This is a genomic window from Candidatus Nanopelagicales bacterium, assembly GCA_037045355.1.
Classification (GTDB): domain Bacteria; phylum Actinomycetota; class Actinomycetes; order S36-B12.
Genome location: JBAOHO010000021.1, coordinates 86667 through 113126 on the forward strand (window position 1 = coordinate 86667; position 26460 = coordinate 113126).

Consider the following 26460-nt stretch of genomic DNA (forward strand, 5'->3'; position numbering starts at 1 on the left):
ATGCCGGCGTAGCGTCTCGGGCATCCGCGCGGCCGTCAGCAGCGCCAGTGCCGCGACGGCAGCACCCACGGCGAACGCCGGCCCATACCCGAGCGAATCCGCCAGCAGCCCGGCCAGCAGCGGACCCGAGGATCGCCCCGAGGTCGGCAGTCATCTGATAGACCGCGATGACGATCCCCTTGCCCCCGGGGCCGACCACGTCCCCGGCGACGGCGGCGGGCGCCGATCCCATGAATGCGGCGGCCAGTCCCGCGACGGCCATGGCGACCAGGAACATCCAGGTCGCCCCGGCCACAGCCAGACCCTGCCATCCCGACGAGGGTCAACACCGCATCCCCACAGCAGACGCCGGACGACGTCCCCGTTGGTCCGCCAGCCGACCGGCCGGCAGCAGCAGGACCGCCTGGGTCGCTGCGGCGACCAGGAATCCGATGCCCGACGAGGGTGGCGTCCGCGTTCAATCCCTCGATCACGAACAGCGGCACCAGGGAACTGCGCAGCCCGAAAGTCACGAAGCCGTTGGTCAGGTTCGCCGCAAGCGCCGCTTGGTACGCCGGGCTGCGTAGTGCCTGCGGCAGAGTCGGGGCTTTGTCCGGGTCGGAGTCGTGGGCGTCGTTGTCGGGTGCACCTGCGGTGGTATCCGAGTGATGCTGGGGCTCGGTGGGTGTCGTCTCGTCGTCGCCGTCATCAGTCGCAGCGGCAGCCGGAGTTGCATGGTGCGGGACCGGCTGGCCCGGAGGTTCGGCGGGCAAGAAGCGCCACGAGACGAGCGCCGCCAGTGCCAGGGTTCCGGCGTAGAAGAAGAAGGGCGCCCGGATGGACAGCGCAACAACGGCACCTCCGACCGCGGGTCCGGCCACTCCACCCAGTAGGAAGCCCGCCTGAAACGCGCCCGCGGCCCGACCCCTTTGTTGTGCGGTCACGACCTTGAGCAGCAGGGCCATCGCGGAGACCGTGAACATGCTCGACCCGATCCCACCGACGCCGCGCAGGACGAGCAATTGCACGTAGTCCTGGGCCAGGCCCGCGAGCACGCTGGACACCGCCACGATGATCAGTCCGGTGGTGAGAACGTTGCGCTCCCCGACCCGGTCGACCAGTGCGCCCGCCCCCGGGGAGGAGATCAGGCGCATGAGGGCGAAAACACTCACCACGGCACCGGCCAGGAACGCGGTGACCCCGAACGACTGCGCGTAGATGGGGATCGCCGGCGCGACGATTCCGAATCCGAGTGCGACGCAGAATGCGATCGCGGCGATCACGGCCACTTCGGGGGGCAGACCCTGCAGCAGCGGTGTCCGCCGTGCGCGATCGCCCAGGCGGCTCACCCGCCCAGCACCGTTCGCAGCCGTTCCTCCCTGAGGTCGACGACTGCCTGCTCCACGAGGGGCTCGAGTTCGGCGCCCACGGCCCAGGTCAGGAGTTGGTCGGCGATGTCGGGGTTGCGCACGAGGCACGGGCCGTGCAGGTAGGTGCCGATGATCCGGCCCGCCACCGCGCCCTCGGTACCATCCCCGTTGCCGACCCCGGCAAGAACGCGGCCCAGCGGTTCGACCCCAGCACCGCGCGTCGTCCCGCCGGCGTGGTTTTCGTAACCGGTGAATCGCTCCCGGTGCAGGAGATCAGTGCCGGCCGCCGGCTGCGCCGCCAGCTCGCCGACGGCGCGCTGCGGCAGCCGCGTGGTGGCGATGTCGACCAGGTCCAGGCCGGGAGCCGGGCTGCCGGTCGCGTCCGGGAACACCGATCCCAGGAACTGGTAGCCGGCACAGATGGCCAAGATGGGGGCCCCTCGGTCGGCGGCACGGCGCAAACCACCATCAGTGCGCAGCGCTTGGCAGGCAGCCACCTGGGCGGTGTCCTCGCCGCCCCCCAGGACATAGATGTCGGCCTGCGCCGGTACCGCATCTCCGGGACCGACCACGATCACCTCGGAGTCCAGACCCCGCAGTGCCGCTCGATGAGTCAACGTGATCACGTTGCCGCCGTCGCCATACGTTCCCAGCAGATCCGGGTAGATCGAGGCGATCACGATGCCCGTATCAGCGCTCATACCGCAGCCCCCGTCGTCCGCAACTGGTGAAAGGCCGTATACGTCGCGCACACGTGCACTTCCGTCAAGTCCCTCATGCCCGTCGGCAGCGGGGCGTCGGGCACGTAGGGATCCTCGATGACCACGTGGTCGACACCGGCCTGGGTGAGTCGCACGGCGAGATCCCGGCGGCGGAACCCGGTCGCCACCACGGTACGGCCGCGCAGTTTCTCGAACGGGACGTCCCATAGCCACGACGGATCGCGCCCGTCGGCGAAGTCGGAGTTGATCGTGATGATCACCGGCGTCGGTGCCGGCGGCATCACATCGAGCAACTCCGACCAGCCGGCGGGGTTCTTGGCGAGGAACAGCCTGATGCGGAGGTCGCCGACGCGGAAGGAACCGTAACGCCCCGACACCGACTGCACGGATTCCATGCGGCGCAGCCCTTCGCCCGGGTCCAAACCCAAGGCCGCCAGAGCAGCCAGCACCAGGGTCGCGTTCGCCTGGTTGAACCGCCCCGGGAGGCCAAGTCGTGACAGGTCGTACGTGACCCCGTCCGGACCGACGGCCGACCCGTCTCGCAGCTGCCACGCCGGGGTCGGTCGATGTCGACCACATCCCGGACAGGACCATGTCCCCTCGGCTCGCGACAACAGTGCTCCACATTGGGCGCAGACCGAGGAGTCCGACGTCCAGGCTTGGCCGGCCGCGACCCACACGACATTCGGTGCGGTGGCGGCAGCGAACTCGATCATGGGGTCGTCGGCATTGGCCACCACGATCACGTCTGGGTGGTCGGTCAACATGGTCCGCCACGACCGCGCGGTCATCGCGACCTCATTCATGCGATCCAGTTGGTCGCGGCTCAAGTTCCCCAGCAGCAGGACCCGGGGGCGGGTCTGGGTCATCGTGCGGGGCAGGTAGGCCTCGTCGACCTCCAGAACGACCGTGGCGTCCGCCGGACACTCCGACAGTGTCATCACGATGCCCGTGGACATATTCGCCCCCGTCGGCTGTGAGACCACCGGCCCGGCCTGCTCCATGGCCGTAGCCAGCAGTTTCGTCGTGGAGGTCTTCCCGTTCGTCGCCGACACCAGTGCCGCGACCCGCCCCTGCGCGAGTTCCGTGATGGCCTCGGGGGCCAGTCGCAGGATGACCTGGCCGCCGATGACCATGCCCTCCCCGCGCCCGGCAACCCGCGAGAGCGCTGACGCGGCACGTCCCGCACCGATGGCCGCGCGGGTCCGCAGGGGGAGTTTCCCCGACGTCGATGTGGTCACCACGGCAGCGTACGCCGCGCGCCCACGGCCTCCGACGATCGCCCGACTCCGCCCGCGTCACGCCTCAGGCGAGGACTACGCTCGTCCCATGACCGACAGCGCGAATCTGATGCCCCCGGCCGGTTGGTACAACGATCCGCAGGATCAGTCCCAGCTGCGGTACTGGGACGGCGACCAGTGGACCGATCAGACCCGACCAGTCCCCGGTGCCGAACCCCCACAGCCCGAACCCCCGCAGCCCGCGCCAGTGGCACCTCCGGCCGAAACAGCCGCAACCGCTGCCGCAGAGCCGCAGCAAGACCACACCGTGGCCGAGCCGCAGGTCCAGTTCGCGGACCTCGCGACGCAGGGTGACGTGCCCGGGGGGCAGGAATCCGGGGGGATCCGATTCGCCGACGAGGCAGCGGTGGAATCGTCGCCCTTCCGGTTCGCCGAGGAGGAGCGGATCGACGTTATCGAGACCGGTCCGGCCGAAACGACCGGAACCGCTGCCACGTCGTCAACCGCGCCCGCACAGCAACGCGCGGGAGCAGATGTCCTGGTCTCCACCGCTTCGGCGCTGCCCGGTTACCGAGTGACACGGGTTCTGGGTGAGGTGCACGCGGTCGCGGTGCGCAGTCGCAGTTCCCTGTCCAACATGGGTGGGGGATTTCGCGCCATGCTCGGCGGCGAAGCCGAGGGCTACAGCGAGTTGCTCGGCGAGAGCAGGAACGAGGCAGTGGCGGGGCTGCGCGCAGCGGCCGCGAACATGGATGCCAACGCCGTCCTCGCCATGCGGTTCGACTCCGGCGAGATCGCGGAACTCGTGAACGAGGTGGTGGCCTACGGCACTGCCGTGGTCGTCGCGCAGGAATGAGCGCGGGCGCCGCGCAGTATCTGGCCGTGGACATCGGCACGACGTCCCTGCGTGCGGGAGTCGTTTCGCACGGGACTGTCACGGAATCGGCGGTCACCGCCCACCCCCCGGAGGCCGACGCCACCAAGCTGCTCGATTCGGTCCTCTTCGCGATCGACGTCGTCCTGTCCGCCTCGGCCGAGCCGGTCGAGGGTCTGGCCGTGTCTTGTCCCGGCCCACTGAAGCTGCCCAGTGGTGACGTCTCACCGCTGGGGATCAGCGCATGGCGGGATTTCCCGCTGCGCGACCATCTGGCCGATCGCTTCGGGCTGCCCGTCCTCATCGACCGCGACGCCGTGTGCCTGGCCCGCGGCGAGCAGCTCGGCGGGCGGGGCAACGTGCTGGGTGTCCTCTGCGACGCGACAGTGACGTCCGGTCTCGTGCTCCACGACGACGTCGCCGTGGACGGCGACGTCGCCCATGTCGTCGTGACCGGCGATAGCGCTCCATGTCGCTGTGGTGCGCACGGCTGCCTCGCGGCCACCGTCGACGCCGACAGGATTCTCGCCACTGCCGCACGCGGCGGTGCGCGCGCGCAGGACCTGACGGATCTGGTCGCGATGGCGCGTCGCGGCGACAAGTGCGCAGCAGATGCTCTGCACGCGGCCGGGACCGCGCTCGGTACCGCACTCGCGTCGGCAGCGGCACTGCTGGACCTCGACGTCGCAGCGATCGGCGGCGGGCTGTCCCACGCCGCGGACCTGGTGATGGATGGTGTTTTCGCGGCCTGGGAACGCCACTACAGCGGTGGGTCCAACCGACGCTGCCGAGTCGTCCTGGCGGCACCCGACAGTGTGCTGATCGGCGCTGCCACGTTGTTCCGAGGTGCCCCGGATACGGGGCCACGCAACGGCTTTCCATAGCACAACTTCCGCGTCCGATAACCGGCTGGGGGGTTGTTCGTGCTTTTGTGATGAGCGTTGCGCGCTCGTAACCTGACCCCGTCGCGGGGACCCGTGGCAAGGGCCGCAGCCCGAACGGAACTTGAGCAACCGACCGGCCTGGAATTCACCAGCCGAGCGGTCGGAAACCGTCAGCCGGACGACCGGGGAAATGGGGAGTGTGCGTTGTCGCCGCAGTCGCAGGTCTCCGGCCGGCTAGCAGCCGCCCGCGACATCCCCGCTGCGACGGTCGCGCGCCTTCCGATCTACCACCGTGTCCTCGGGCAGCTCCTGGACGACGACGTCGCCACGGTGAGCTCGGCCGAGCTCGCCGACCTGACCGGTGTCAACAGCGCCAAGGTTCGTAAGGACCTGTCCCACCTGGGTTCCTATGGGGTGCGGGGAGTTGGCTACGACGTCGCCTATCTCAACTACCAGATCTCCCGCGGACTCGGACTGACCAATGACTCCACAGTGATCATCGTGGGGGCCGGCAACTTGGGTCGTGCCCTGGCCTCGTATGCCGGTTTCGCGAGCCGGGGTTTCCGGGTTCTCGCCTTGCTGGACGTCGACGACACACTCGTGGGCCAGTCGGTCGGACCAGTAGCGGTCGGCTCTGCTTCCGAACTCGAGCGCATCGCCCGTCACGCTGCCCCCGACATCGGCGTCGTGGCCACGCCCGCCGAGTCTGCCCAAGAGGTGTGCGACCGACTCGTGGCCGCAGGAGTCACCAGTATCCTCAACTTCGCTCCAACCGTGCTGACCGTGCCCTCTCACATCGAGGTTCGGAAGGTCGATCTGGGACTGGAACTGCAGATCTTGGCGTTCCACGCCCAGCAGCGTCGTGGCGACGCACCGCGCAACGGCGCCGGGGTGCCGCGTGCAGTCGATGTCTCCGGCTTGGACCTGCGCGACGCCGCCACCGGGAACTCCCGACGGGAGGTGCCCGCGTGACCCTGCTCGTCGTTGGCTCCAGCCACCTGTCTGCCCCTATGGATGTTCTTGAGGCCTTGGCCGCCGCCGAAGCCGGACACTTGTCTGCTGAGGCCCTGGCCAGTCCGCATGTCGCTGAAAGCATGGTCGTGTCGACATGCAATCGGGTCGAGGTCTACGCCGAAGTCGATCGGTTCCACGCCGCCGTGGATGACCTCATCGCCGCCCTGGCCAAGGCCGGCGGCATCCCCATCGCCGACCTCACACCGCAGTGTTACGTGCACTACGACGAACGAGCCGCCCAGCACTTGTTCGAAGTCACGGCCGGCCTGAACTCCATGGTCGTCGGCGAACAGCAGATCATGGGTCAGATCAGGACGTCACTGGCCGCTGCCCAGGAGTCCGGTACTGCCGGACGGGAGTTGAACGAAGCCGCCCAAGCGGCACTGCGGGTTGGCAAACGCGTCCGCTCCGAGACCGGGCTCGATCGTGCTGGGGCCACGATCGTGACCGTCGCCTACGCCGATGCGTTCGAGCGACTGGCCACACTCGGTGGCCCGAAGCCGCAAGACAGTCACATGGTCATCGTCGGATCCGGGGCATTGAGCGGTCTGGCCGTGGCGCACGCTGGCCGTGTCGGAGTCGCCTCCGTCACCGTGGCCGGGCGAACGGAAGAGAAGGCGCAACGACTGGCCGACTCCTACAACGCCCGGGGCACCCACATCGACGAACTCCCCGACTTGCTGGCAGCCGCCGACATCGTCGTGTTCTGCACCGGGGCTGTAGGCACCATCGTCGACCGCGGTGACGTGGCGGAAGCGATGCTGAGCAGGCCCCAGCGCCCTCTGGTTCTCGTTGACCTGGCCTTGCCCCACGACACCGACCCCAGGACCGCTGCGATTCCCGGCGTCGCCCGGATCGATCTTGCCGGCCTGTCGGAACGGCCGGAGGCGCGGGCTGATCACGCCGACACCCTGGCGGCCAACACAATCCTGTCCGACGAATTGCGGAGCTACTTCGCGGCCCGTGCTGCCCGGGCGGTCGAACCGGTGCTCGTCAGTCTGCGGGGCCGCGCCACGGCGGTCGTGGACGCGGAACTGCAACGCCTGCGTGAGCGGCTCGCGGGATTGACCGAGTCCGATTGGGCGCTCGTCGAACGCTCACTGCGACGGACCGTCAACGCCCTGATGCACACCCCGACCGTACGCATCAAGGAACTCGCTGCCGATCCCGATGGTCAGCGCTACGCCGACGCGCTCAACTCCCTGTTCGATCTGTCAGTCGACCTCGTGGACGTCATCAGTGTCTCCCGCGAGAACCCGGACGACCCGGGGGATACGCCATGACATCGCTGCGTTTGGCGACCCGCCGGTCACCGCTTGCCCTGGCCCAATCCCACAGCATCGCGGAGCGCATCGAAGCGGCGACCGGCCGCGACGTCGAACTGGTGCCTATCACCTCCGACGGTGATCGCAGCACCGCCTCGCTGCGCCAGATCGGAGGGGTCGGCGTTTTCGTGGCCACCGTGCGGGACGCGGTCGTAGCAGGACGCGCCGACCTCGCGGTCCATTCCTTGAAGGACCTCCCCACAGCGGCCCAGGAAGGGCTGGAACTTGCCGCGGTCCCTGCGCGCGGCGACGTTCGAGACGCACTGGTGTCGCTGAACGGTGGCCTCGCCGACCTCGCGCCCGGCGCTTCGATCGGAACCGGATCCCCGCGCCGTGCGGCGCAACTACGGTCGTTGCGCCCCGACGTGAGAGTGATCGACATCAGGGGAAACGTCGACACCCGCATCGGCATGGTCGACTCCGGCGAAATGGGTGCCATCGTATTGGCGCTGGCCGGTCTGCAGCGCCTGGGGCGGGAGAATCGGGCCACACAGGTGCTGTCCGTCGCTGAGATGCTGCCGGCCCCCGGGCAAGCCGCTCTCGCCATCGAGAGCCGAGCCGACGACGCCGAGACCAAGGCCGCTGTCGTTCACTTGTCGGACCCCACCACTTACGCGTGTGTCACCGCCGAACGGGCGTTGCTGCATGAACTCCAGGCAGGCTGCACCGCGCCTGTCGCCGCCCTCGCCACGATCACCGGTGAGGGCCTCGAGCTCGAGGCCGCCGTCTGGGGCGACGGCTCACCCGAACCCATCCGTGTGTCGATCAGCGGGGCCACCTCGGACCCCGCCCACCTCGGCCGCACCGCCGCGCAGCAATTGCTCGCCGACGGTGCCGCCCAACTCGTAGGGGAACCAGTCCGATGACCTCAAGCAAGGGACGCACCATGTCAGTTGTTGCACTGATCGCCGCCGGACCCGGTGATCCGGATCTGCTCACCGTGAGGGCGGCGCAGTTGCTCAGGCGAGCGGATGTCGTGATGTGCGACGCCGACGCCATCGAGGTGGCTCGCGCCGTCCTCGGTGAGGCCGACGACCGGATCCGCACTGCAGTCGACGCCGACGGCCTGCCGCTCGATCATCGCGCCCGGGCCAAGGTGGTGGCGGACCTGGTCCGCAAGGGCAATACCGTCGTCCGGCTCATCGCCGGTGACCCGACTCTGGACGGCGCACTGCTCATCGAGGTCCAGGCGCTGCGCCGCACCAAGGTCAGCTTCGAGATCGTGCCCGGCGTCAGCCCGGTCAACGGTGTCGCCGCCTACGCCGGGTTCGGTCTGACCGGGGGCAAGACCCGTGAAGTCGCGATCGTCGATGCGAACGACACCGACCTCGACTGGGCAGCCCACGCCCGCAGCCGCGAGACTGTCGTGATCCTGAACGGCGCCGACCGGGCTGTTGCGATCGCAGCCGAACTGCTGGCAGCCGGAAGACCCGAGCAGACGCCCGTCGCGTTGACCCGTGCGGGAACCACGATCGATCAGCGCACGGTCGTGGCGACACTGGGCACGGTGGCGGCGGCTGTGAAGGCGAGCAAGCAGGCCGGTAACGGTCTGATGGTCGTCGGGGACGTGGTCGACCAGCGGACAGCCATGTCGTGGTTCGAGACCAAACCGCTGTTCGGGTGGCGAGTGCTGGTGCCACGGACCAAGGAGCAGGCGGGGCAACTCTCCGAACAGCTGCGCGTGTATGGGGCCGTCCCCGTCGAGGTGCCCACGATCTCCGTCGAGCCCCCTCGCACGCCCCACCAGATGGAACGAGCCATCCAGGGGCTGGTGACCGGACGCTACGAGTGGGTCGTGTTCACCTCCACCAACGCCGTACGCGCCGTCTGTGAACGCTTCGCCGCCTACGGGCTCGACGCGCGTTCCTTCGCCGGACTGAAGGTGGCGGCAATCGGGGACGCCACCGCCGAAGCCCTGCGCTCGTTCGGTGTCAGTCCGGACCTCGTGCCGACGGGTGAGCACTCCAGCAAGGGGCTGCTCGAAGTCTGGCCCGAGTTCGATCCCGTGGTGGACCCCATCAACCGGGTCTTCCTGCCCCGGGCCGACATCGCCACCGAGTCGCTGGTGGCTGGGATGCAGGAACTCGGCTGGGAGGTCGACGACGTCACGGCCTATCGCACAGTGCGGGCGGCTCCACCGGCCGCGCACATCAGGGAGGCCATCAAGACCGGTGGATTCGATGCGGTGTTGTTCACGTCCTCATCGACGGTCCGCAATCTCATCGGGATCGCCGGCAAGCCCCATGCTGCGACGGTCATCGCGTGCATCGGGCCCCAGACAGCCAGCACCGCCGAAGAGCACGGTTTGAAGGTCGACGTCCTGGCCGATTCACCGAAGGTGGACATCCTGGCTCGCAATCTGGCCGAGCACGGCGACGCGCTCCGCGTGGCCGCCATGGACGCCGGTGAATCCACCTGGCGTCCGAGTCGCCGCCGTTCCTCGTCCCGCCGCAAGGCGACCTGACAGCCGTGACCGCGCAACGGCCCCGGCGGCTGCGCCGGACCGCCGCGCTGCGGCGCCTCGTCGCGGAGCATCGCCTGAATGCCGCTGCCCTGGTGCAGCCGCTCTTCGTCGCTGAGGACGTGTCGCAGCCACGGGCGGTGACGTCCATGCCCGGCGTGGTCCAACACAGCCTCGACTCGCTACCTGCAGCGGTGTCTCGAGCCGCGGCCGCCGGGATCGGCGGGGTGATGCTGTTCGGGATCCCGAGCGCCCGTGACGCGATCGGCTCCCAAGGGCCGGCGCAGGACGGCATCTTGAACCGCGCTATCGGGCGGGCGCGAGACGCCGCCGAGGGGCGCCTCGTCGTGATGGCGGACCTGTGCCTGGACGAGTTCACCGACCACGGTCATTGCGGCGTCCTGACCGACACCGGCGCCGTGGACAACGACGCCACGCTGGGGCATTACGGGGCCATGGCCGTCGCCCAGGCGGCTGCGGGGGCCGAGATCTTGGGACTGAGCGGAATGATGGATGCGCAGGTCGGGGCCGTCCGCAGTGCACTGGACGCCGCGGGTCACCCGGATACTGCCTTGCTCGCCTACGCCGCCAAGTACGCGTCAGCCTGGTACGGGCCATTTCGGGAGGCCGTCCAGTCCACGTTGACCGGGGACCGACGGACCTATCAGCAGGATCCCGCCAACGCTCGCGAAGCGATCCGGGAGGTCGATCTCGACCTCGCGGAGGGTGCGGACATCGTCATGGTCAAGCCCGCGATGGGCTACCTCGACGTGGTCGCTGCCGTGGCGGCCCGCAGCGACCGCCCCGTGTGGGCCTATCAGGTGTCGGGTGAGTACGCCGCCATCGAGGCGGCTGCCGCCAACGGCTGGCTCGACCGGGATGCGGTGATCCGCGAGACCATCCTGGGCATCCACCGCGCCGGAGCCGATGCGGTGCTGACCTATTGGGCGACCGAACTCGCCGAATCCCTATAGCGGGTCGATCGGGTCCCGCAATCACCTCCTACTCCCACGGCGAGCTTCTCCCACGGCGAACTTCTGCCACGGCGAGCGTCGCAAGCCCGCGTGCGAAACAGTGGAACCAGGGCAGCCCCTGCTGCCGTGCCCCGGCTCGGTCAGTCGGCTCGGTCAGTCGGCTCGGTCAGTCGGCTGGGTCAGTCAGTTGGTCCTGATGAGCCAGGGGCTCGAGTTGGGGACTCGAGTTGGGGGCTCGAGTTGGGAGAGGTAGGAAATGTCCGTTTCGCAGGGAAGTCAACCGTCGTTATCCGGTCGGTCCGCAGCATTCCGCGCAAATCGGACACAGAAAAAGTTGCGTTTTGGTCACGTAACTGTGCTGGGATTGGTAAGACAGGGCCTGATGCCATCACTGGCGCTGAGTTGAAGGAGTCGGCATGGGCAAGGTATTCGTCCAGGGCCTCGTGATCCTGGTGGGCGGGATCGTCGTGCTCGCCCTGAACGAGGTGTTGAACCTCGGCCTCGGCGCCATCACCTTCGGAATCGCGATGGGTGGCGTTCTCGGGCTCGTCTCCGACGGGGGCCCGGTGGGCCGAGTCGGGTCCTTCGTGGTCGGCATGGTGATCGCCATGGCGCTGTATGTCCTCCAGGCGCTTCTGCTCAACGGGAGTTTCCTGGGCAGTGTGGTGTCCATCGTCATCGGACTGGGGCTCATCACCGTCATCTGCGCCGTGACCGGCGGCAGGCTCCCACTGTGGGCGGGCTTACTCGGTGCGGCGCTGGTGACCGGGGCTTACCAGGTGTCCTTCAACAACGCCCCCCAGAACCTGCTCACGGAACTGCCCATGGCCGTGACCCAGGCATTGGTTCCCGCTGCGGTCGGATTCCTGGCTGCGGTCTTCGTCGCCGACCGAACGTCAGGCAAGGAACCGGCGGCCGATACGATCGGCGACACCGACGCGGGCTTACCACCAGCGCCGGCCGGCGTTGCGGCTGCCCCGACGACTTCGACGGGTGCCGGCACCGCTGGCGCGACCAACTCGAACAGCGAGGTGTGAGGCCACCATGTCCAAGCGCATGAACACTGCCCGTGCGGGCGTCGCACTCCTGGGAGTGGGTGCTGTCGTCGCGGCCTCCGTGCTTCCCGGCACTATCGCCACGGCCGAGGAGACCGGCGACGTCGAGAGCGCCGTGACCCGAGCGGTCCTCATCCAAGGTGACGCCAACGGCGAGATCAGTCGGGCCACCTTGGTCACCCAGATCAACCTCGACGGTCAGGGCCAGGCCAACTTCACCATCCCGGTCGCCGAGGGCAGTAGTCCCAAGAACATGGACTCCTTCGGCAGCCCCACCGTGGTCGACGGGCAAGCGCAGTACGACATCGACGTCAATGGACCGCAGACGTTCCGGACGTCCCAGACCTACCCGCAGGATCAGATCCCGGTCTCCGTGACCGCCGAGGCCGAACTTGATGGTCAGCCCATCGCACCCGCCGACCTCGCGGGCCAGACCGGTCTCGCCAAGTTGACCTACACCTTCACCAACAACTCCGGTGAACCCACCCAGCTCACCTACAAGGATGCGCTGGGCAACACGATCACCGAAGAGCGGGACATCCCCGTCCCCATGGCGGCCTCCACCACCATCGAGTTCGACCCCTCGTGGCAGGAGATTTCCTCGCCCAAGGCGTCCGTGGTCTCGGGCAACGGTTCCGGCGACACCTTGGTCTCGGCCACGTCGGCAATGCTCCCCGACTCCCTGCCTGGCCAGGAAACCACCCAGACACTGGAGATCGAAGCCCGCATCACCGATGCTGTCGTTCCGCCGGCGGACATCAAGGTCGCCGTGCTGAATCCGAGCAAGTCCCCGGACCTGCAGGAAGGCATCACCACCGGTGAAGAGGGCGCCGAACTCGCGGCGACGCTGACCGACGCCGGCACCCAGTTGGCCGATGGTGCGAGCCAGTTGGAGTCCGGCCTGCAGACCGCCGCCGACGGCGCCCAGCAGATCGCCGACGGTGTCAACGGCACACTCGCCCCAGGTTTGATCGCCCTCAACGTCCAAGGCATCGGTGCCCTGCGCGAGGCCGGTGCCACGCTTCCCGAGACAGTGCGCAGTTCGCCTGACTTCAGCCAGATCACCGACGGCTTCGCCGCGATCCGCGCCGCCAACGAGGGTGTGCGAGACGGCCTGGGCGTCTACAAGACCAAGTCCAGCCAGAAGCCTGGTCCTTGGATCAAGAAGAACGGCGACGTCGACACCGGGCGCGCAGATGTGGCGCGGACCCTGTGGGCTCTGGTCTACGGAGCCCGGACCATCGACATCCCGACGGACTCGAAGAACCCGAACAATATTCCGAACACCAACAACGGTGGTCTGACCAATCCACTGTGCGACCCGGACGACCCTCGAAATGCCAAGAACCCTTGCGGCGCCTTCCAGATCATCGATCAGGTCGCAACGGGTCTCAGTGACACCCTCATCCCCAACCTGGAGCAGTTGCTGTCCAGCGGCCCCAAGGAGATCTCTGACAACCTGACGGGAACCGGCGCGGTCGGGGTCAATGCGCTCGCTGGGTCACTCGGCTGCACCGTGGTTCAGAAGGGCGACCCGGCCGCCAAGGCGGGCCAGACCGGTCCCATCGTGACTGGGTGCACCACCCCAGTGATCGTCAATGGCCAAGACGTGAGCGGGACCGTCAACCTGGTGCTGCCGCTGCTGACCCAGAGTTTCTACAACCCGCTGAAACTCAACGGAATCACACCCGATCCGAGTTCGGGCCTGGCTGCGGTCCTGGGTCAGTTCTACCCAGGTGCCTGGGCCACGGCCGTCGAGCCTGGCATCAAGGAAGCCGCTGACGGCCTCGTCGAACTGAACGGTGTCATCACCACGCGCAAAGACGGCTACCCCGACCTCGACACGAACAAGAAGACCACCGCGACGGGCATCGTGATGCAGACCCGCAACTCGCTGGCACTCGGTGGCGTGGGCAAGTCCCTGTACCCGGGCGGCCGTTGTGAGGGCTACGCCCGCACCGGCGTCCCCAGCAGTGGACCCAACACCGAGGCGGACCCGGATCGCGTCGAGCAGACGTGTGCTGCGGCAGATGTCCTCAACATCGCCGTCATGGGTACGGACCTACTCGAAGAGGGCGTGAGTTTCACGCTGCTCGAGGGCATCAGCGAGCAGTTGCTGGCCGGTGTCGGCTCCTACTCGCCAGGCTGTGAGCCGACGGCAACACTCGCGTGCGCCGTGGGAACCATCACCGTGGGTGTGACCGACACCCTCGGACCCGGTACGCAACAGCTGGCGGATGGCTTGCCTGCCGCAGTCGAAGGTGCCGGCAAGATCAAAACCGACGGTGGCGAGGCACTGCAGAAGCAGGGCAACGAAGGGTCGAAGCAGGCCGGACTGGCGCTGGCGACCTTCGAGGCGCTGCAGTCCCGCGTCGATAGCGGCGCTGGAATACCCGGCGGCGCGCCCGAGGGAGTGGACGACGTGAACGGCGTCTATGCCTTCGCCTTCGACGGGGCCGGAGGCACGGCCACCGAGAACGCGGCCCGCGCCGGGCTCGCGCTCCTGGCCCTGATCGCCGCCGGCGGTGTGGGGGCGGTCCTGGGCAACCGGGCCAGCGGCGGCTGAACGCATTAGTTGGTGATGGGCCTGCGGTCAATCCGTGGGCCCATCGTCGTGCAGAGGGTGAATTCGCCCGAATCGTCCTATCCGTGCCCGTCTTGGGTGAGAGGATGGCGCGACTTCGGGAGGACGTATGAACCGCGTGGTGATGATCGGCGGGGGCATCCTGGGCGGTGCAGCCCTGCTCGGTGTCGGTGTGGCCGTCGGAACCAACGTGGGCCAGCCAGAGACCATCGTCATCTCCCAGGCGCCCGCGGAACCCGTCGGGCTGTCCAATCCGCAGGAAGCCGTGTTGCTGCAGACGTTCGTGCGGTCGGCGACCGATTTCCAGGAACTGATCAAGAAGGCCCAGAAGGGCGACACCAGTGTCGGTCAGGCCATGACCGAACAAGCGGTCACCGTTCGCGCCGTCTACCGCAATGCGCAGACCCCGGAACTCCGCGATGCCGCGGACGCAGTGTCACAGGCCATGCTGCTGATGAGTGCCGGTGTCACAACCGGAGAGGGTGGAGTGACCCAAGAGGGCATCAACGCCTTCAACGCCGCCAACGAGAAGGTCCAGGTGCTCAGCGACAAGGTGGTCGCCGAAAAGGACGGCGCGTCGCCGAGCCCTTCACCGAGCGCCTCCTGACCCAACCATGCATACCGTCGATCACTCAACCAAGCTCTTCGACCGCGCCCTCGCGGTCACTCCGGGTGGCGTCAACTCGCCCGTACGCGCCTTCGGGGCCGTCGGGGGAACACCGCGATTCATGGTCCGCGGCGAAGGTGCCTACCTGCGGGACGCGGACGGAAACCGCTATGTGGATCTGGTCGGAAGTTGGGGGCCCGCGATCCTCGGCCACGGCGATCCCGAGGTGATCGAGGCGGTACAGACAACCGCAGCCGCCGGTCTCTCATTCGGCACACCCAGCCCGGGTGAGGTCGAACTCGCCGAGATCATCGTCGACCGCGTCGAGCCGGTCGAACAAGTCCGGTTCGTGTCCAGCGGCACCGAGGCCACCATGTCGGCGATCCGGCTGGCGCGCGGATTCACGGGCAAGACCAAGGTCATCAAGTTCGCCGGCTGCTATCACGGCCACGTCGATGCGCTGCTGGCAGCGGCGGGCAGCGGCGTGGCCACGTTCGCTCTGCCCGACAGCCCCGGTGTCACCGGGCATCAGGCGCAGGACACGATCGTGCTGCCCTACAACGACCTCGCGGCGGTCGCCGAGGTGTTCCGCACCAATGACGACATTGCTTGTGTGATCACCGAGGCGGCAGCTGCCAATATGGGTGTCGTCCCGCCGGACGATGGCTTCAACGACGGTCTGCACCAACTGTGCCGGGAGTACGGTGCCCTCTTCATCAGCGATGAGGTCATGACTGGTTTCCGCGTGAGCGAATCCGGGTGGTTCGGGCGCGACGCAGTGGCCGCGGATCTGTTCACTTTCGGCAAGGTCATGGGGGGCGGGTTGCCGGCCGCTGCCTTCGGGGGCCGCCGCGACGTCATGGCGCACCTCGCTCCGGTCGGACCCGTCTACCAAGCGGGCACGCTCAGTGGCAACCCAGTCGCCATGGCGGCGGGGATCGCCACCTTGCGTGCCTGCCGCGACCGCAACATCTACCCTCACCTCGACGCGACCGCTCATTCCCTCAGCGACCAGGTGTCGGCGGCGCTGACCCGAGCCGGGGTCGAGCACCGGGTCCAGCATGCGGGCAACCTGTTCAGCGTCTTCTTCACCGCCGGCCGCGTCGATAACTACGAGCAGGCGCGGCGTCAGCAGGCATGGCGCTATGCGGCGTTCTTCCACGCCATGCTCGATCAGGGCGTCTACCTGCCACCGTCGGCTTTCGAGGCCTGGTTCGTCTCGGCCGCGCACGACGCCCAGGTGTTGGAACAGATCGTCGCAGCCCTACCACAAGCAGCGAGTGCCGCCGCGGCTGCAGGGCCCGCGGACTGACGTACCCTGGGAAGCCGGATCCGCAGGGGTAGGAGTTGGAGTGACGCAACGCACCATCGTCCATCTGCTGCGCCATGGGGAGGTCTTCAACCCCGACGGAGTCCTGTACGGGCGCCTGCCCGATTTCCATCTGTCCGATCTTGGGCCGCGAGATGGCCGTGCGCGCCGCCGAGGCGACTCAGGACCGGGACATCGCCGTCGTCACGGCCTCCCCGCTGGATCGAGCCCAAGAGACCGCCACGCCCGCGGCCGAGCTGCACAACCTGCCCATCGGCACCGACGACGATCTCATCGAGGCGGCCAACATTTTCGAAGGTGAGCGAGTATCGGTCGGGGACGGAGTCCTGCGGCAACCCAAACTCTGGCGCCACCTGTGGAACCCGCTGCGCCCGTCTTGGGGGGAGCCCTACGTCGAGATCGCCGAACGGATGCAGCGCGCCGTCGACCGCGCCCGCGACGCGGCGCGGGGGCGCGAAGGCCCTGCTCGTCTCCCATCAGTTGCCGATCTGGACGATCCGACTCGCGTTGGAAAACCGTCGCTTCGCTCACGACCCGCGCAACCGGCAGTGCTCCCTCGCGTCGATCACCTCGCTGCTCTACGACGACGACGTCCTGGCGGCGATCGTCTACACCGAGCCATGTGCGGACCTGGTCGCCCGGTCCAACAAGGCCACCGGGGCCTGACCGTGTGGCGTTGTCGCCTCGGAGCCGTGATCATCGGCTTCGCAGTGCTGCTCATGCCCCTTCTGGCCGGGTGTGGCGCGGCCGGGGACACGGCGGTCGGCAGCGAACAGGCGTTCGTCGCCGGCGACGGGTCGATCACCGAGGTCCCCGCGGATCAACGTCAACCGGCCCCCGACCTGCGGGGCACAACACTGTCGGGTGAGGAGTTCGCCCTCGCGGATCAGGCCGGTGACATCGTCGTGCTCAACGTGTGGGCCTCGTGGTGTGCCCCCTGCCGCAGCGAGGCCCCCGCCCTGGCCGAGGTCGCGCAGCAGACCGCGGACAAGGGAGTTGTGTTCGCCGGTCTGGTCACCCGCGACAGCGACGCGTCGGCGCGGGCATTCGTGGACCGCTTCGCGCTCGACTACCCGCATGTGATCGATTCCGACGGCGCTCTCCAGATGCAGTTCCGGGACAACCTGCCGCCGCAGGCGATCCCCTCGACCCTCGTGATCGACCAGCAGGGCCGCATCGCCGCCCGGGTGCTGGGAGAGGTCAGCGCCCCCACCTTGCGCAGCCTGATCGACCGGGTCCAAAGGGAGTCGGGCGCATGACGGAGCTCATCGCGGATGGGTCCTTGCTCCTCGCCCTCCCCGTGGCGTTCCTGGCCGGACTGGTGTCGTTCCTCAGCCCGTGCGTGCTGCCGCTGGCGCCGGGCTACCTCGCATACGTCGCCGGGATGACGGGCACCGATCTGATGAGAGCGGATGCAGAGACTCCCCGGGTGAGCGCGGCGGTCGGTGCCGGGGTCACCCACGCGCCTCGGTGCCCGACGCGCGGTCGTCCAGCCCGGTCGCCGCGCAGCCCGACCCCGAGCCCCCAGCTCAGCCGGCAGGTTTCCCGAACCGCGTCCGGGTCGTGTGGGGTGCGGTGTTGTTCGTCGCGGGGTTCACGGCTGTGTTCGTGTCGTACGGCCTGTTGTTCGGTGAGCTCGGCTCCTGGCTGGTGGTCCACCAGCGCACGATCTCGGTCGTCCTCGGGCTGGTCGTGGTGGCCCTGGGGCTCGGCTTCATGGGCATGCCCTTGCTTGCTCGGACGATGTGGTGGAACCGTGAGCGCCGACTGGGATTCCGCCCCCCGACCGGTCTATGGGGTGCCCCGGTGCTGGGTGTCGTGTTCGGCCTGGGCTGGACGCCGTGCATCGGCCCCACTCTGGCAGCGGTGCAGACCCTGGCCTTCACCGAAGCGTCGGCCGCGCGCGGAGCCGTTCTGTCGATGGCCTACTGCATCGGCCTCGGGGCTTCCGTTCATCGTGATCGCGTGGGGGTTGCGCTGGTCGGCCGGGGCGTTGGCCTGGACCCGTGCCCACAGCCGGGGGATCGCGATCGCCGGCGGCGCGCTGCTGGTGGCCGTCGGCGTGCTGCTCATCACGGGGTGGTGGAACGACATCGTCGCCCACCTGCAGACACTGCTGCCCAGCTTCACGGTGGTGTTGTGATGGCCGCGGACACGACCGATCCGGCCGTCACCTTCACGACCCACGTCGATCCCATGGACCGCGAGGTGGCCTCACCGCGGGGACTGGGCCCGCTCGGGTGGGCCCGCTGGATCTGGCGCCGACTGGCTTCCATGCGCACGGCCCTGGTGCTGCTGCTGTTGCTGGGATTGGCGGCCATCCCGGGATCCTTGATCCCGCAGCGGACCAGCGACGCCATCGCCGTCAACCAGTTCATCGCCGCGGATCCTGTTCGCGGCGAGTGGTACGAACGGCTCGGCTTGTTCGATGTGTACGGCACGCCGTGGTTCTCGGCGATCTACCTGCTGCTGTTCATCTCCCTGGTCGGCTGCCTGGTGCCCCGTGCCCGGCAACACTGGCGCCAGTGGCGCGCAGGCCCGGCCGCACCGCCGCGTCACCCCGAGCGGCTCGCCGACAAAGCGACAGTGGCGGCCACTCCCGACACTCTGACCCGGGCCGAGAGCCGACCTGCGCTCCCGTCGTTGGCGAGTCCGCCGCGGTGGGACCTGGGTGGCGGCAGAACGCGGTTCGTTGCGCGAGACCGGCAATCAGGTGTTCCACTTCGCGCTGCTCGTGCGTGCTCGTGGCGATCGGATGGGGAGCACTCGCGGGATGGCACGGAACCGTCGATCGTCAAAGAGGGCTCCGGTTTCGCCAACACGATCACCCAGTACGACTCGTTCACCGCCGGCCGGTTCTCGGGGGGGATTCCCTGCCACCGTTCAGCGTTCGACTGGACTCGTTCGAGGTGGACTTCGAACGCGGCGAGGCCCAGCGGGGGGCGCCCCGGGAGTTCGATGCCCAGGTGCAGGTCACCGACGGCGATGGCACCGTGCGCACGGACACGTTCGGCGTCAACGATCCGCTGCAAGTCGATGGCGCCAAGGTGTTCCTCATCGGTCACGGCTACGCGCCCCGAGTCACGGTGCGAGACGGAGAAGGCGATGTCGTCTTCGAGGATTCCGTGGTGTTCTTGCCCCAGGACGGCAACTTCACCTCCGAAGGGGTGATCAAGGCTCCCGACGCCCAACCCGAGCAACTGGGTTTCCGGGGCCTGTTCCTGCCCACCGCCGCGATCGATCCCCAGATGGGTCCCACGTCCACATTCCCCGCGCCCGACGACCCGGCACTGTTCATGTCCGCCTTCACGGGGGATCTGGGTCTCGACCGCGGCCAGACCCAGAACGTCTACGAGTTGGATGACTCCGCTCTGACCCAAGTGGGGCTGCGGGCCATGCGTCTCGGGGAGACCTGGCGTCTCCCCGATGGTTCGGGGACTGTCGAGTTCACCGGATACGACCGTTACATCTCGGTCAAGGTGGCGCACGACCCCGGTGGGCCATGGGCGCTCGCGTTTGTCGGGCTGGCCATCCTCGGCGTGTGTCTGTCGCTGTTCGTCCGCAGACGGCGCATCTGGGTGTCCGTCGACGGTGAGGTCGCCACGGTGGCCGGCTCAGCCCGCGGCGGCGGCATCTCGATGGCCGACGATGTGGCGGCCCTCACGCGGGTGATCTCACCGACTCCTGTGGCCGCACGGCACAATACGTCAGGAACGTCAGGAACCTCAGGGCCCGCCGGTACTCCAGGGCCCGCACATGCTGGGGAACCCGCGGAGGGCGAGGGGCGCTCGCACCCCGATTTCGGGGAGCGCTCGGGACCGGCTGGCACGTGACAGGAACGCAAGGGGCAGGAACGCTGACATGAACGTAAGGAACGGTGACGGATGACTGATCAGGCATTGGCCGACCTGTCGAACCTGCTGACCTACTCGTCGATGTTCGTCCTCACCGTCGCGATGGTGCTGTTCTTCATCTCATTCGCCCAGCGCAGCACCCGCGCGGTCGACCTGCGTGAACGGCAACCCGCCCTGATCGCGGTTGGTGGTGCAGACAACACGCCCCAGACGGCCGAGACCGCCGACTCTGACGACGAGTCAGGTCGACGCTCCGGCAACATGGCGCTGGCCGTCTCCTGGCTCGGATTCCTCCTGCTCAGTGGGGGAGTACTGACCCGGGCACTGTGGGCCGACCGGGTCCCGTGGGGCAACATGTACGAGTTCTCGCTGGTCTCGGCATGGGCCGTCTTGGGAGTCTTCCTCGCGATCTCCACCCGGCGCGATGTCCGGTGGCTCGGAGTGTTCCTGGTTCCCGCGGTCCTGCTCACCCTGGGTCTGGCCGTCACCGTGCTGTACACGGAAGCCGCCCAACTCGTCCCCGCGCTGCAGTCCTATTGGCTCGTCATCCACGTCTCGGCTGCGGTCGTGTGCGGTGGCGCGTTCACGTTCGCCGGGGTCGTCGCGATCCTGTACCTCGTGGTCGATGCGACGGCTCGCGACACCAAGGTGGGCCGAGCACTGGCTCCGCTATCCCGCCGACTGCCCGGGCTGGAGCGGTTGGACCAACTGACGAACCGCACCATCATGTTCACCTTCCCCCTATGGACCTTCGCGATCGTGTCGGGGGCCATCTGGGCCGAGAGTGCCTGGGGTCGCTACTGGGGCTGGGACCCGAAGGAGACGTGGGCGTTCATCTCCTGGGTCGTGTATGCGGCGTATCTGCACGCGCGATCGACCGTCGGGTGGCGGGGGCGTAAGGCCGCGTGGCTGGCGGTACTAGGACTTGTGGTGTTCTGGTTCAACTACTTCGGGGTCAACCTGCTCTTCAGTGGGCTTCATTCCGACTCCGGCCTGTGACACTCCGGCCTGTGACCGCGCCAGGACCTCGGCGTCCTCGGCTCGGGTAGCGGCGTCGATGCGGTCGTCGATGCGCTTGAACACCCCTCGGATGTCGGTACCGAACTGCGTGCGCGGCCCGCGGAGCACGAAGAAACTGAGGAGACCGCTGCCGAGGAAGGCCGCGATGAGCAGCAACAGCCCGCGCATGCCCGCTGCGTAAGCCAGACCACCGACGACGACGAGGAGCAACAGTCGCAGCGTGGAATACATCAGGAAGTGCTTCACGCGGACAGAATACGTCGGCGGTCGGGCAGCGTCGTATTTCGGATGTTGCGGCGGCGTCGACAGGGTTACCCTTTCCCCGTGCCCCGGGCTCTTCCGATCCTGATCATCGTGGGACTGGCGATTTTACTCGTTCTTCGACGTCCTGCAGACCCAGGACGGCCGCATTCGGCGATACCCCAAGACCTTCTGGCTCGTCATGGTTCTGGTCCCGGTCGTCGGGGCCGCCTTGTGGTTCCTGGCTGGACGGCCGCGTCGGTCCCGCGGCACCTACGACGCGCCGGGGGGCATCGCGCCCCGCGGCAACCGGCGACCGATCGCGCCCGACGACGACCCGAACTTCCTCAAGCGACTCGACGAGGAGGCCTGGCGCCGCAAACGTGACCAGCAGCGTGACACTGATGCGGGACCGCCGCCGTCAACTGGTTCTGATACGCCGCCGCAGGATCCGCCGGAGCGACCATCGGACGGTCCCGCCCCCGGGACGGGGCCGGGGATCGCGCCTGCCTGACGCCACCGACCAACGACGCGGTTCTGGCCGGGGCCGATCAGGGTCTGGCGCCCAGCCGTGATGAGTCAAGGCCGCGATGAGTCAAGGGGTCACCCGATCGCGAGGCCGACCGCCAGCCCCACGCCACCGATCAGCAGCGTCAGACCCGTCCCTCCCAGCGCAGGAACCAGGTCGCGGCCGGTCGCTCCCCCGACAACCGCGCGGATCGGACCGAACGCGGCACCGATACCCAATAGGCCCAAGAGGGCCCAGGGGGTCCAGGCGGTGAGAACCAGGACCACAGCGAACGCGAGCACCATCACTGCGACGAACAACACCCGTGTGCCACGGTCCCCGAGTCGCACGGCGAGAGTGCGTTTGCCCGCCTGGATGTCGGTGGGGATGTCCCGCAGATTGTTCGCGATGAGGATCGCGCACGCCCACAGGCCCACCGGGACCGCCGCCACCACCGCGAGCAGCGTCACGACACCCACCTGGGTCGCGGCCGTTCCGATGACCGCGACCAACCCGAAGAACACGAACACGAACAACTCGCCCAAGCCGGCGTATCCGTAGGGTCGGGGACCGCCGGTGTACAGCCACCCGGCCGCCACGCTCGCGATCCCCACCGGCAGCAGCCACCAGAGCCCGGACACTGCGGTGAGTGCCAGGCCGGCCGCGGCCCCCACCCCGAAGGAGACGATGGACGCGGTCTTGACGGCAGGCGCGGGAGCCAGTCCCTGGCCGACAAGACGAACCGGTCCCACTCGCGCATCGTCGGTGCCGCGCACCCCGTCGCTGTAGTCGTTGTGGAAGTTCACGCCCACCTGAAAAGCGACTGCCACGATCAGTGCCAGCAGCGCCGGGACGGGTCGCCAGCCGCCGGAGAACTCCGCGACGCCGGTCCCCACCGCCACAGGGGCGACGGCAGCGGGCAGTGTCCGCGGACGGGCGCCGGCCAGCCACTGCTGGGCTGTGGCCATCAGGTCTCCCGACGGATCGGCTTGCCGGCTGCGGTCACCGGGATCTCCGGCACGACGGCCATCGTAGGCGGCTGAGAGCGCCGACCCAGGGCGAGGCCGACTGCCTCGATCAGGTCGGCGCTCGGATCGGACGTGCCGGGGTCACGCAGTACCACGAAGGCGTGGGGGACCTGGCCCCATTCCGTCGATGGACGGGCGATGACATGGGCGTCACGGACCCGGGGGTCCGAGCGCAGGACATTCGTGATGGCGTTGAGCGAGACCTTCACCCCGCCCACCTTGATGATGTCGTCGATGCGTCCGTTCACGATCAGTCGACCGCCGCGCCATTCGCCGCGGTCACCGGTGCGGAAGCCGTGGGGCACGAAACTGGTCTCGTGAGGGTCGTCGAGATACCCGGCGGCCACGGTGGGCCCACCGATCACGATGACTCCCGCTTCGACTCCCGCCTCCGGATCGACTCCGGTGTCCAGTTCGTGTCCGAGGTTGGGCTCGTCTCCCGTGTCCGTGTCGTCTGCCGGTTCTGGCTCGAGGGTCACGGTCACGTCCGGCAGAGGTTTGCCGTCGAACACGACCCCTCCGGCGGTCTCCGTCGCGCCGTAGGTGGCCACGACTCTCACGCCGGCGACCTCGGCCGCCTGCCGCAGGTCCGTGGGTAGCCGGGAACCGCCGACCAACACCGCTGTGAACTCCGCCAGCACCGCCGCGGTCGCCGGATCAGCCAGGATGCGCCGCAACTGGGTCGGGACCAGTGATACGTAGACCGGGACCGACGCGGATTGCGTTGTCGTGAGCAACGGTGCGGCGATGGCTGAGAACGATGCCGCGGTGAAAGGTTCGGCGCCGCCCACACCTGACCAGGCGACTGGGTCGAAGCCCGCGCGCAGAGACCGAACGATGGTCAGCACCCCTCCGACCCCGGTCACCGGGATCGTGGTCAGCCACCTGCCGGGCTGGCCGAGCGCCGCGGATCCTCGGTCGGCCGAGGCCAGGAGCGCACTCAGCGGGAGAACCACGCGGCGCGGGGCTCCGGTCGAACCCGACGTCGGCACAACGATGGCCGGCGCGTCGAACCCGATAGTGACGTTCGTCGGCGGGGGCCGGTCGGAAGGAACGACCTCGAGCGACGACTCGGTCCCGGCCAGCATTCGCCGCACGGCGCCGGCGAGGCGGGTCACCCCCGCCGGACCCGGAGGTAGCAGCAGACGCGACAGCGCAGGGGGAGTCATCGACCCTTAGCCTAGGAACAGTCCCCACGAAGGAGTAATCGACGATGGATTCGCGCGCCCGCTACCCGCTTGGACCCGTGGTGGCCGACGACAGTCCGGCGCGGGCCGATCCCGCGTACTCGTCCATCCGACCGGGGGCGGAATGGGAAGCCCAGGGTGAGTACGGCGACATCAAGTACGAGACCGCCGACGGCATCGCCAAGATCACCATCAACCGACCGCACAAACGCAATGCCTTCCGACCCCAGACCCTCTTCGAACTCGAGGATGCGTTCCGGGTCGCCCGCGACGACGACACCGTCGGGGTCATCATCCTCACCGGCCAGGGCGACTGGGCATTCTGCTCGGGCGGCGATCAGGTCATCCGGGGAGATGACGGATATATCGGCGACGATGCTGTCGCGCAGAAAGGCATCGGACGCCTCAACGTGCTCGATCTGCAGATCCAGATCCGGCGCACCCCCAAACCTGTCGTCGCCATGGTGGCCGGCTATGCCATCGGTGGCGGGCATGTACTACACATCGTGTGCGACCTGACCATCGCCGCCGACAACGCACGATTCGGGCAGACCGGCCCGAAAGTCGGCTCCTTCGACGGCGGCTACGGATCGGGACTACTCGCCCGTCAAATCGGTCAGAAGAGAGCCCGCGAGATCTGGTATCTGTGCCGCCAGTACGGTGCCGAACAGGCGTACGACTGGGGCCTGGTCAACGCTGTCGTCCCGCTGCCCGACCTCGAGATCGAAACCGTGCAATGGTGCCGCGAGATGCTCCAGATGTCACCGCTGGCGCTGCGCATGCTCAAGGCTTCCCACAACGCCGCCGACGACGGGTTGGCGGGCGTGCAGCAGTTGGCCGGCGACGCGACGTTGCTGTTCTACATGACGGAGGAAGCTCAAGAAGGGCGAGACGCCTACAAAGACAAGCGCCGCCCCGACTTCGCGAAGTTCCCCAAGCGTCCATGACCTCGTTGCCGCGGAACGGGGCCACCCTCGCGCAGAGCGGGATTCCCCTCCTGCTGCCGGCAACGCCATTCGCAGTGCCGTTCGCCGCCTCATTCCGCGGATTGAACCAGCGCGAGGGGGTGCTGATCGAGGGCCCGGCGGGATGGGGCGAGTTCGCCCCCTTCGCCGACTACGGCCCCGAACAGGACGCCCGGTGGCTCGCGGCCGCGATCGAGGCGGCTGTCACGCCCCAGGCACTGCCGGAGGTTGTCGTTCCAGTCAACGCCATCCTCCCGGACGTGCCGGACACCCAACTGCCCAGCGCCGTCCAGGAGTTGCTGACTCAGACCGGATGTCAGGTGGTGAAGCTCAAGGTGGGCGCGCGCCCGGTCGCGGCCGACATAGCCCGTGTCGCGGCTGCGGCTGCCGCCGCCGCTGACGTCGTGCCAGGTGTGCGTTGGCGGCTGGACGGCAATGGCCTGCTGGATCCGCGGCAGGCGGGCGAGCTGTCCCGCACGATCCGTTCCGAACAGGTAGTCATTGACTACTTCGAGCAACCGTGCCGTACGGTCGCCGAACTGGAGCAGTTTCGCACGTTGGACCCGGAGGTTCGGGTGGCCGTCGACGAGACGATCCGCCGCGATCGGGACTTCTCGGCCGTTGCTCACGTTGCCGATGTCGCAGTTGTGAAGGTGGCCCCTCTAGGCGGAGTCCGGCAGGCGGCGCGGGTGATTGCGGAGCTTCCGGTGCCGGTGGTGGTCAGCGGCGCCGCCGAATCATCCGTGGGAGCCACGCGGGATGCCCGATTGGCTGCGGCCCTTCCCGATACCGGATTGGTCCACGGGCTGGGCACGGGAACGTTGCTGGCCGACGACCTCGTCACGCGGCCGCTGCTCCCTAGCGGCGGTGTGGTGTCGGCGCTCCCCGTCGAGGTGTCGCCCTCGGCCCTCGCCCGAGCTACGGGGAGGCTGGACGCAGATCGCCAAGCGCAGTGGCGAGACCGTCTCGATCGAGCTTGGCGAGTGGGTCTCGAGCATGGACTGTTCCATCACGAGGACCTAGCGGAACTGGGCGTGACAGCGTGATGGAACCGAGCGTCGCCGCCGGGGTCGCAGTCGTCGAAGCATTGCTTTCCGCCGGAGTCCAGCGCATCGTGTTGTCGCCCGGCTCTCGCTCGGCTCCGTTGGCCCGGGCTGTAGCCGCCCTCGAGGCGTCGGGCGTCGTGGACTTGTCCGTTCGCGTCGATGAACGAAGCGCCGGGTTCTTGGCCCTTGGTA

Annotated in this window: 24 protein-coding genes and 1 pseudogene; 18 read left to right on the top strand and 7 right to left on the bottom strand. The window is 68.2% G+C overall.

Going from position 1 to position 26460, the window contains the following annotated elements; translation table 11 throughout:
- Positions 1-35: 35 nt before the first annotated feature.
- Genes V9E98_11090 through V9E98_11100 form a run of 3 tightly spaced genes read right to left on the bottom strand, consistent with a single transcriptional unit; the run spans position 36 to position 3312 of the window.
- Positions 36-1328, bottom strand: a complete 1293-nt coding sequence (locus V9E98_11090; protein ID MEI2717523.1) for an MFS transporter — start codon at positions 1326-1328, stop codon at positions 36-38.
- Positions 1325-2050 carry a glutamine amidotransferase gene (locus V9E98_11095; protein MEI2717524.1) on the bottom strand — a complete coding sequence of 242 codons (726 nt, stop codon included), beginning with the start codon at positions 2048-2050 and terminating at the stop codon, positions 1325-1327. The genes V9E98_11090 and V9E98_11095 overlap by 4 nt, the downstream gene beginning before the upstream one ends.
- Positions 2047-3312 carry a MurT ligase domain-containing protein gene (locus V9E98_11100; protein MEI2717525.1) on the bottom strand — a complete coding sequence of 422 codons (1266 nt, stop codon included), beginning with the start codon at positions 3310-3312 and terminating at the stop codon, positions 2047-2049. The genes V9E98_11095 and V9E98_11100 overlap by 4 nt, the downstream gene beginning before the upstream one ends.
- 88 nt (positions 3313-3400) lie before the next feature.
- Here V9E98_11100 and V9E98_11105 point away from each other — a divergent pair, with 88 nt between their 5' ends.
- From V9E98_11105 to V9E98_11165, 13 genes are all read left to right on the top strand, one after another.
- Entirely contained in the window at positions 3401-4168 is a 768-nt protein-coding gene (locus tag V9E98_11105; protein MEI2717526.1) for a heavy metal-binding domain-containing protein, read from the top strand.
- Positions 4165-5070: an ROK family protein gene (locus V9E98_11110; GenBank protein MEI2717527.1), complete on the top strand. Its 906-nt coding sequence runs from the start codon at positions 4165-4167 to the stop codon at positions 5068-5070. The genes V9E98_11105 and V9E98_11110 overlap by 4 nt, the downstream gene beginning before the upstream one ends.
- 204 nt (positions 5071-5274) lie before the next feature.
- Positions 5275-6042, top strand: a complete 768-nt coding sequence (locus V9E98_11115) for a redox-sensing transcriptional repressor Rex (GenBank protein MEI2717528.1) — start codon at positions 5275-5277, stop codon at positions 6040-6042.
- Positions 6039-7367: a glutamyl-tRNA reductase gene (locus tag V9E98_11120; protein MEI2717529.1), complete on the top strand. Its 1329-nt coding sequence runs from the start codon at positions 6039-6041 to the stop codon at positions 7365-7367. The genes V9E98_11115 and V9E98_11120 overlap by 4 nt, the downstream gene beginning before the upstream one ends.
- Positions 7364-8275, top strand: coding sequence for a hydroxymethylbilane synthase (gene hemC, locus V9E98_11125; protein MEI2717530.1), 912 nt, complete (start codon positions 7364-7366; stop codon positions 8273-8275). The genes V9E98_11120 and hemC overlap by 4 nt, the downstream gene beginning before the upstream one ends.
- Positions 8276-8295: 20 nt before the next feature.
- Positions 8296-9873, top strand: coding sequence for a bifunctional uroporphyrinogen-III C-methyltransferase/uroporphyrinogen-III synthase (locus V9E98_11130; protein ID MEI2717531.1), 1578 nt, complete (start codon positions 8296-8298; stop codon positions 9871-9873).
- Positions 9874-9878: 5 nt separating this feature from the next.
- Positions 9879-10844 (top strand): porphobilinogen synthase, encoded by a 966-nt coding sequence (gene hemB, locus V9E98_11135; protein MEI2717532.1) that lies wholly within the window; start codon positions 9879-9881, stop codon positions 10842-10844.
- A 416-nt stretch (positions 10845-11260) separates the two neighbouring features.
- Positions 11261-11881 carry a hypothetical protein gene (locus V9E98_11140; protein MEI2717533.1) on the top strand — a complete coding sequence of 207 codons (621 nt, stop codon included), beginning with the start codon at positions 11261-11263 and terminating at the stop codon, positions 11879-11881.
- Between the two features lie 7 nt (positions 11882-11888).
- The gene (locus tag V9E98_11145) at positions 11889-14465 is read left to right on the top strand and encodes a hypothetical protein (GenBank protein MEI2717534.1); all 2577 of its coding nucleotides are present in this window, start codon (positions 11889-11891) and stop codon (positions 14463-14465) included.
- A 127-nt stretch (positions 14466-14592) separates the two neighbouring features.
- Positions 14593-15090, top strand: coding sequence for a hypothetical protein (locus tag V9E98_11150; protein ID MEI2717535.1), 498 nt, complete (start codon positions 14593-14595; stop codon positions 15088-15090).
- A gap of 7 nt (positions 15091-15097) precedes the next feature.
- Positions 15098-16402, top strand: a complete 1305-nt coding sequence (hemL, locus tag V9E98_11155) for a glutamate-1-semialdehyde 2,1-aminomutase (GenBank protein MEI2717536.1) — start codon at positions 15098-15100, stop codon at positions 16400-16402.
- Positions 16403-16554: 152 nt separating this feature from the next.
- Positions 16555-17679, top strand: a complete 1125-nt coding sequence (locus V9E98_11160; protein MEI2717537.1) for a redoxin domain-containing protein — start codon at positions 16555-16557, stop codon at positions 17677-17679.
- 698 nt (positions 17680-18377) lie between these two features.
- Entirely contained in the window at positions 18378-18563 is a 186-nt protein-coding gene (locus V9E98_11165; GenBank protein ID MEI2717538.1) for a hypothetical protein, read from the top strand.
- Here V9E98_11165 and V9E98_11170 read toward each other — a convergent pair.
- A complete protein-coding gene (locus tag V9E98_11170; protein MEI2717539.1) occupies positions 18547-18798 on the bottom strand; it encodes a hypothetical protein in 252 nt (83 codons plus the stop codon). The genes V9E98_11165 and V9E98_11170 overlap by 17 nt on opposite strands.
- 366 nt (positions 18799-19164) lie before the next feature.
- On the opposite strand from V9E98_11170, the gene V9E98_11175 reads away from it, so the two are divergent.
- Entirely contained in the window at positions 19165-20253 is a 1089-nt protein-coding gene (locus V9E98_11175; GenBank protein MEI2717540.1) for a cytochrome c biogenesis protein ResB, read from the top strand.
- Between the two features lie 51 nt (positions 20254-20304).
- Positions 20305-21273 (top strand): c-type cytochrome biogenesis protein CcsB, encoded by a 969-nt coding sequence (ccsB, locus tag V9E98_11180; GenBank protein ID MEI2717541.1) that lies wholly within the window; start codon positions 20305-20307, stop codon positions 21271-21273.
- Here ccsB and V9E98_11185 read toward each other — a convergent pair.
- The gene (locus V9E98_11185) at positions 21193-21540 is read right to left on the bottom strand and encodes a DUF4229 domain-containing protein (GenBank protein ID MEI2717542.1); all 348 of its coding nucleotides are present in this window, start codon (positions 21538-21540) and stop codon (positions 21193-21195) included. The genes ccsB and V9E98_11185 overlap by 81 nt on opposite strands.
- 136 nt (positions 21541-21676) lie before the next feature.
- On the opposite strand from V9E98_11185, the pseudogene V9E98_11190 reads away from it, so the two are divergent.
- A pseudogene (locus V9E98_11190) lies at positions 21677-22048 on the top strand (PLD nuclease N-terminal domain-containing protein).
- An 89-nt stretch (positions 22049-22137) separates the two neighbouring features.
- Here V9E98_11190 and V9E98_11195 read toward each other — a convergent pair.
- The gene (locus V9E98_11195) at positions 22138-23010 is read right to left on the bottom strand and encodes a 1,4-dihydroxy-2-naphthoate polyprenyltransferase (protein MEI2717543.1); all 873 of its coding nucleotides are present in this window, start codon (positions 23008-23010) and stop codon (positions 22138-22140) included.
- Positions 23010-24239 (bottom strand): AMP-binding protein, encoded by a 1230-nt coding sequence (locus tag V9E98_11200; protein ID MEI2717544.1) that lies wholly within the window; start codon positions 24237-24239, stop codon positions 23010-23012. The genes V9E98_11195 and V9E98_11200 overlap by 1 nt, the downstream gene beginning before the upstream one ends.
- 44 nt (positions 24240-24283) lie before the next feature.
- On the opposite strand from V9E98_11200, the gene menB reads away from it, so the two are divergent.
- Together menB and V9E98_11210 are read left to right on the top strand one after the other, a co-directional pair.
- Positions 24284-25204: a 1,4-dihydroxy-2-naphthoyl-CoA synthase gene (gene menB / locus V9E98_11205; GenBank protein MEI2717545.1), complete on the top strand. Its 921-nt coding sequence runs from the start codon at positions 24284-24286 to the stop codon at positions 25202-25204.
- The gene (locus tag V9E98_11210; protein ID MEI2717546.1) at positions 25201-26268 is read left to right on the top strand and encodes an enolase C-terminal domain-like protein; all 1068 of its coding nucleotides are present in this window, start codon (positions 25201-25203) and stop codon (positions 26266-26268) included. Before menB ends, V9E98_11210 begins: the two co-directional genes overlap by 4 nt.
- Positions 26269-26460 lie beyond the last annotated feature (192 nt).